Raw genomic sequence first — 5052 nt, forward strand, 5'->3', positions numbered from 1 at the left:
GGGCAAAAGCCGCCATGCCGAGGGGCTGGTGACCGCAACCCCGCCGCCCTGGATCTACGTCGCGACCGCACAGGCCTACGACGACGAGATGACTGCACGGATCGCGCAGCACAGGAGCCGCCGCGCGGAGGGATGGCACACTGTCGAGGCCCCGCTCGATCTCGTCGGTGCCATCGCCGCGCACGCTTGTTCGGGCCAGACAATCCTGATCGATTGCCTGACGCTGTGGCTCAGCAATGTCATGCTCGACGGCCGTGACGTCGACGCAGCCTGCGACGTATTGGTCGATACTCTTGCGACGGCAACAGGTCCGATCGTCGTCGTCTCCAACGAGGTCGGGCTTGGCATCGTGCCTGACAACGCGCTGGCGCGACGCTTTCGCGACGCCCAGGGCCGCCTCAACCAGCAAGTCGCGGCGCGTGCCGATCGCGTGGTGCTGATCGCCGCCGGCCTGCCGCTGACATTGAAATAGTAACGCAAGGGACTGCAGCCATGACCGACAGCACTGAGGATGCACGCCACAAGGCCAAGATGGAGAACCGCAAGGCGGCGCAGGATGCGGAGACCGCCAGCAAGACCATCGAGAAGGGCCTGCTGATCGTCCACACCGGCAAAGGCAAAGGCAAATCCACCGCGGCCTGGGGCCTGATGCTGCGCGCGCTCGGCGGCGGCTTCCGCATTGGCGTCGTACAGTTCGGCAAGGGCGCTTGGGAGACCGGCGAGCGCAAGGCGATCGCAGCATTTGGCGACCAGGTCTCGTGGCACACGCTCGGCGAAGGCTTTACCTGGGAGACGCAGGATCGCGCCCGTGACGTCGCCGCGGCCGAACGCGCCTGGGACAAGGCCAGGGAACTGATGGCCGATCCATCGATCGGCCTCGTTGTTCTCGACGAACTGAACATCGCGTTGCGCTACGACCATCTTCCGATCGCCGACGTCGTCGCGATCTTGCAAGCACGCCGGCCGGACCTGCATGTCGTGGTCACCGGACGCAACGCCAAGGCCGAGCTGATCGAAGCCGCCGATCTCGTCACCGAGATGAACCTCGTCAAGCATCATTTCTCGGCCGGCGTGAAGGCGCAGGAAGGCATCGAGTTCTGACGTTATGACTGCGCGCGCCATCATGTTCCAGGGCACCGGCTCCGATGTCGGCAAGTCGCTTGTTGTCGCGGGGCTGGCGCGCGCGCTGACCTTGCGTGGGCTGAAGGTCGCGCCGTTCAAGCCGCAGAACATGTCGAACAATGCCGCTGTCACGGCCGACGGCGGCGAGATCGGCCGCGCGCAGGCGCTGCAGGCGCGCGCGGCGCGGCTGCCCACCTCGGTGCACATGAACCCGGTGCTGTTGAAGCCGCAGAGCGAGGTGGGCTCACAGGTCGTGGTGCAGGGCCGCGTGGTCGGCAATGTCAAGGCCGGCGCCTATCAGGCCATGAAGCCGCAATTGATGAGTGCCGTGCTCGACAGTTTTGCGCGCCTCAGCGCCGAGGCCGATATCGTGTTGGTCGAAGGTGCCGGCTCGGCCTCGGAGGTCAACCTGCGCGCCGGCGACATCGCCAATATGGGCTTTGCCCGCGCCGCCAATGTACCGGTGGTGCTGATCGGCGACATCGACCGTGGCGGCGTGATCGCCAGCCTGGTCGGCACTAAGGCGGTGCTGGCGCCGGACGATGCGGCCATGATCGCGGGCTTCCTGGTCAACAAGTTCCGCGGCGATCCCGCACTGTTTGCCGGCGGCATGAACGACATCGCCGCGCGCACGGGATGGGCCTCGCTTGGCCTCGTGCCGCACTTCAAGGATGCGCAGCGGCTGCCGGCGGAGGATGCGCTCGGCCTGCCATCTTCCTCGCATTCGAGCACCGACGGGCGGCCGAAGGCGATCGTGCTCGCCTATCCACGCATTTCCAACTTCGACGAATTCGACCCGCTGCGGCTCGAAGACGGCATCGAGCTTCGCTTCGTGCGTCCGGGCGAGCCGATTCCCGGCGATGCTGAAATCGTGATCCTGCCGGGATCGAAGGCCACCATCGCCGACCTCACGGCGCTGCAGGAGACCGGCTGGGACATCGATCTCGCCGCCCATGTCCGCCGCGGCGGCCGCGTGCTCGGCATCTGCGGCGGCTATCAGATGCTGGGCCAGATCGTCAGCGATCCCGACGGCTACGAGGGGCCGGCCGGCTCGGTCGCTGGCCTCGGCCTGCTCGATGTCGCGACGACGCTGACGCCGGACAAGGCACTGCGCGACGTCACGGGCGTGCTGTCCGACGACACCACGCCGTTCCGCGGCTACGAGATGCATATCGGCGAGACCACCGGCGCCGACACCGCGCGTCCTTTCCTGCGCTTCGACGACGGCCGCAAAGACGGCGCAATCGACGCCAGCGGCCGCATCGCTGGCTGCTACGTCCATGGCCTGTTTGCCGATGACGATTTGCGCGCGCGGTGGCTGGCGTCGCTGGGCACGTGGTCCAACGTGACCGACTACGAGGCTGATGTGGACGCGACGCTGGACAAGCTCGCGGCGCATCTCGAACGCCACATCGCGATCGACGGCATCCTCAAGTTGGCGCGCGAACCGATTCTGCCCGTCAGATAGTCGCTGCCAGCGCGAGCGCGGCAACAACCAGTGCCTGGATCACGCAGGCCGTGCGATAGAGCCGCAACGCGCGCCTGATATCACCGGCGTCTGCCTCTGCCCGCCCCTCGCCCATCCAGGCGTCGTCGACGATTTCGCCTTGATAGACGCGCGGACCAGCCAGCCGCAAGCCGAGGCTGCCGGCCATCGCAGCTTCGGGCCAGCCGGCGTTGGGCGAACGATGCTTGCCCGCGTCTCGCCACACCGCATGCCATGCATCGCGCGGCGACGCGCGCGGAGTGACGCAGGCTGCAAGCACGAGCCACAGTGCAGACAAACGCGACGCCGGCAAATTGATGAGGTCATCGAGCCGCGCGGCGGCCCAGCCGAAGGCGCGATGACGCTCGGAGAGATGGCCGATCATGCTGTCGGCAGTGTTGATCGCCTTGTAGGTCAGGACGCCGGGGAGGCCCGCGACCGCCAGCCAGAACAGCGGCGCCACTACGCCATCCGAAAAATTCTCAGCCAGGCTCTCGATCGCCGCCCGCGCGACGCCAGCTTCGTCAAGCCGGTCGGGATCGCGGCCGACGATCATCGCTACCGCGCGGCGGCCGCCTTCCACACCGCCCTGTTCTAAGCCGGTCGCGACCACGGCCACATGTCGATGGAGGCTGCGCTGCGCCAGCAGGCTGCTCGCGAGAAGGCCGATTGCGATCGTAGCGAATGACGCAGACAATGCCTGTTGCAGGAACCATGTGAGCAGCAGGCCTGTCGCCGCCATTGCGCCGACCAGCGCAATCACGAGCACGATGCCGCAGAGGCGCCGCACAGCGAACCTGTCCTGCGCCCTGTTCCAGCAGCGGTCGGTCCATGCTATCAGCGCGCCGATCCACATCACGGGATGGCCGATGCGCCGGACCAGCGCCTGCGGATAGCCGACAGCGGCTTCGATCACGAGGGCCGCAAGCGCTGAGGAAACGAACATCGACCGCCGAAGGACAGGAATGGACGACAGAGCGACTAGCACGCGCGGCGAGGAGCCGGAAGCGATCGTTCACGGCGGCAATCTCGATGAGATCAGCCGCCGCTATCCCGGTGCGCCGAAGCCATGGATCGATCTGTCGACCGGCGTCAATCCGATTCCCTATCCTGTGCCGCCGCCTTCCGCCAATGCCTGGTCGCGGCTGCCGACCAAGGCGGACGAGCACGCCCTGCTGGTCGCTGCCGTTGCGCGCTATGACGTGCACGACCACGCCGCCATCGTTGCGGCCCCGGGAACGCAAGCGCTGCTGCAGATCCTGCCGCGGCTTCGCAAATCAGGCACGGTCGCGGTGCTCGGCCCGACCTATCAGGAGCATGCGCTGTGCTGGCGCCGCTGCGGCCATCGCGTGCAGTTGGTCGATGAGGTCGCTGCGCTCGCGCACGCCGAGGTCGCGGTCGTGGTCAATCCGAACAACCCCACGGGCCGCCTTCTCTCGCGTGAGAGCCTCGCCGCGCTTGCGGCTAAGCTCGCGCAACGCAGCGGTCTTCTGGTCGTCGACGAGGCCTTTGCCGATGTGCTGCCCGTCGACGTCAGCCTTGCGCCGGCACTGCCGCCCTCGACACTCGTGCTGCGCTCCTTCGGCAAGGTTTATGGCCTTGCCGGCCTCCGGCTCGGCTTCGCCATCGCAGCGCCTGATCTGATCGATCGGCTGCGCGACGAACTCGGGCCTTGGGCGGTGTCCGGCCCAGCGCTCGCGATCGGCACCACGGCGCTGGCCGACAATGACTGGTTAAGGGGCGCGCGTGAACGGTTCGCAGCCGACAGCCGGCGTCTCGATCATCTGCTGGTCACGGCCGGCTGCAGGATCATCGGCGGCACGCCGCTGTTCCTATTGGCCGAGCGTGCGGATGCGCAGGCGCTGGCCGATCGGCTCGCGCGCCACGGCATTCATGTCAGGCGATTTCCCTACAGCGCGACCTGGCTGCGGTTCGGCTTGCCCGGATGCGAAGCAGACTGGCAGCGGCTCGAAGCCGCGCTCGCCGCCAGCTGAAATCGTTACAACGCGCAGGCGAACAGCAGCAGCGTCTCCGTCACCTCGATGCTGGCGCCCAGACAATCGCCGGTGATGCCGCCGAGCCGCCATTGCCAATAGAAGGCGATGACGGGCACGAAGACGAGCGCCAGCAATGTCGGTCGTGCACCAAGCAGCGCGGCAATCGCGAGCAGCGTGCCCCAGCCCGCGATAACAGGCCAGCTCACGCTGTTCGCGACGCTGGCACCAAGCCCAGGCTTCAGCGACGGCAAGGTCTTGCTGCAGATCAGCGTCGCCCAGCGCGCCCACGCCGGAATCAGCATCAGCGCCCAAGAGAAAGACCACGGCGCCATCGCAGGCGATAGATGCGCGACTAGCACCAGCTTGGCCACGATCTGCAGGCCAATCGCGACCACAGCGAAGCTGCCGGCATGGGGATCACCGAGCACCGCGACAAAACGATCGGGC

At 67.1% G+C, this 5052-nt stretch carries 6 protein-coding genes; 4 read left to right on the forward strand and 2 right to left on the reverse strand.

The window, feature by feature from the left end:
• From cobU to WA702_RS05370, 3 genes are all read left to right on the forward strand, one after another.
• On the forward strand, positions 1–472 hold a 472-nt coding region (cobU, locus tag WA702_RS05360), incomplete at its 5' end, for a bifunctional adenosylcobinamide kinase/adenosylcobinamide-phosphate guanylyltransferase (protein ID WP_425109498.1).
• Between the two features lie 20 nt (positions 473–492).
• Positions 493–1101, forward strand: coding sequence for a cob(I)yrinic acid a,c-diamide adenosyltransferase (gene cobO / locus WA702_RS05365; RefSeq protein ID WP_425109499.1), 609 nt, complete (start codon positions 493–495; stop codon positions 1099–1101).
• A 4-nt stretch (positions 1102–1105) separates the two neighbouring features.
• Positions 1106–2590 carry a cobyric acid synthase gene (locus WA702_RS05370; protein ID WP_425109500.1) on the forward strand — a complete coding sequence of 495 codons (1485 nt, stop codon included), beginning with the start codon at positions 1106–1108 and terminating at the stop codon, positions 2588–2590.
• Here WA702_RS05370 and cbiB read toward each other — a convergent pair.
• Positions 2583–3554 (reverse strand): adenosylcobinamide-phosphate synthase CbiB, encoded by a 972-nt coding sequence (cbiB, locus tag WA702_RS05375; protein WP_425109501.1) that lies wholly within the window; start codon positions 3552–3554, stop codon positions 2583–2585. The two genes, WA702_RS05370 and cbiB, sit on opposite strands and share 8 nt — an antisense overlap.
• A gap of 19 nt (positions 3555–3573) precedes the next feature.
• Between cbiB and cobD the strand changes: the two genes are divergently transcribed.
• Positions 3574–4602 (forward strand): threonine-phosphate decarboxylase CobD, encoded by a 1029-nt coding sequence (gene cobD, locus WA702_RS05380; protein ID WP_425109502.1) that lies wholly within the window; start codon positions 3574–3576, stop codon positions 4600–4602.
• A gap of 5 nt (positions 4603–4607) precedes the next feature.
• Here the strand turns inward: cobD and WA702_RS05385 are convergent.
• Positions 4608–5052, reverse strand: a 445-nt coding sequence (locus WA702_RS05385; RefSeq protein ID WP_425109503.1) for an adenosylcobinamide-GDP ribazoletransferase, incomplete at its 5' end; no start/stop codon positions are given.

Source organism: Bradyrhizobium sp. (assembly GCF_049798375.1).
GTDB lineage: Bacteria > Pseudomonadota > Alphaproteobacteria > Rhizobiales > Xanthobacteraceae > Bradyrhizobium.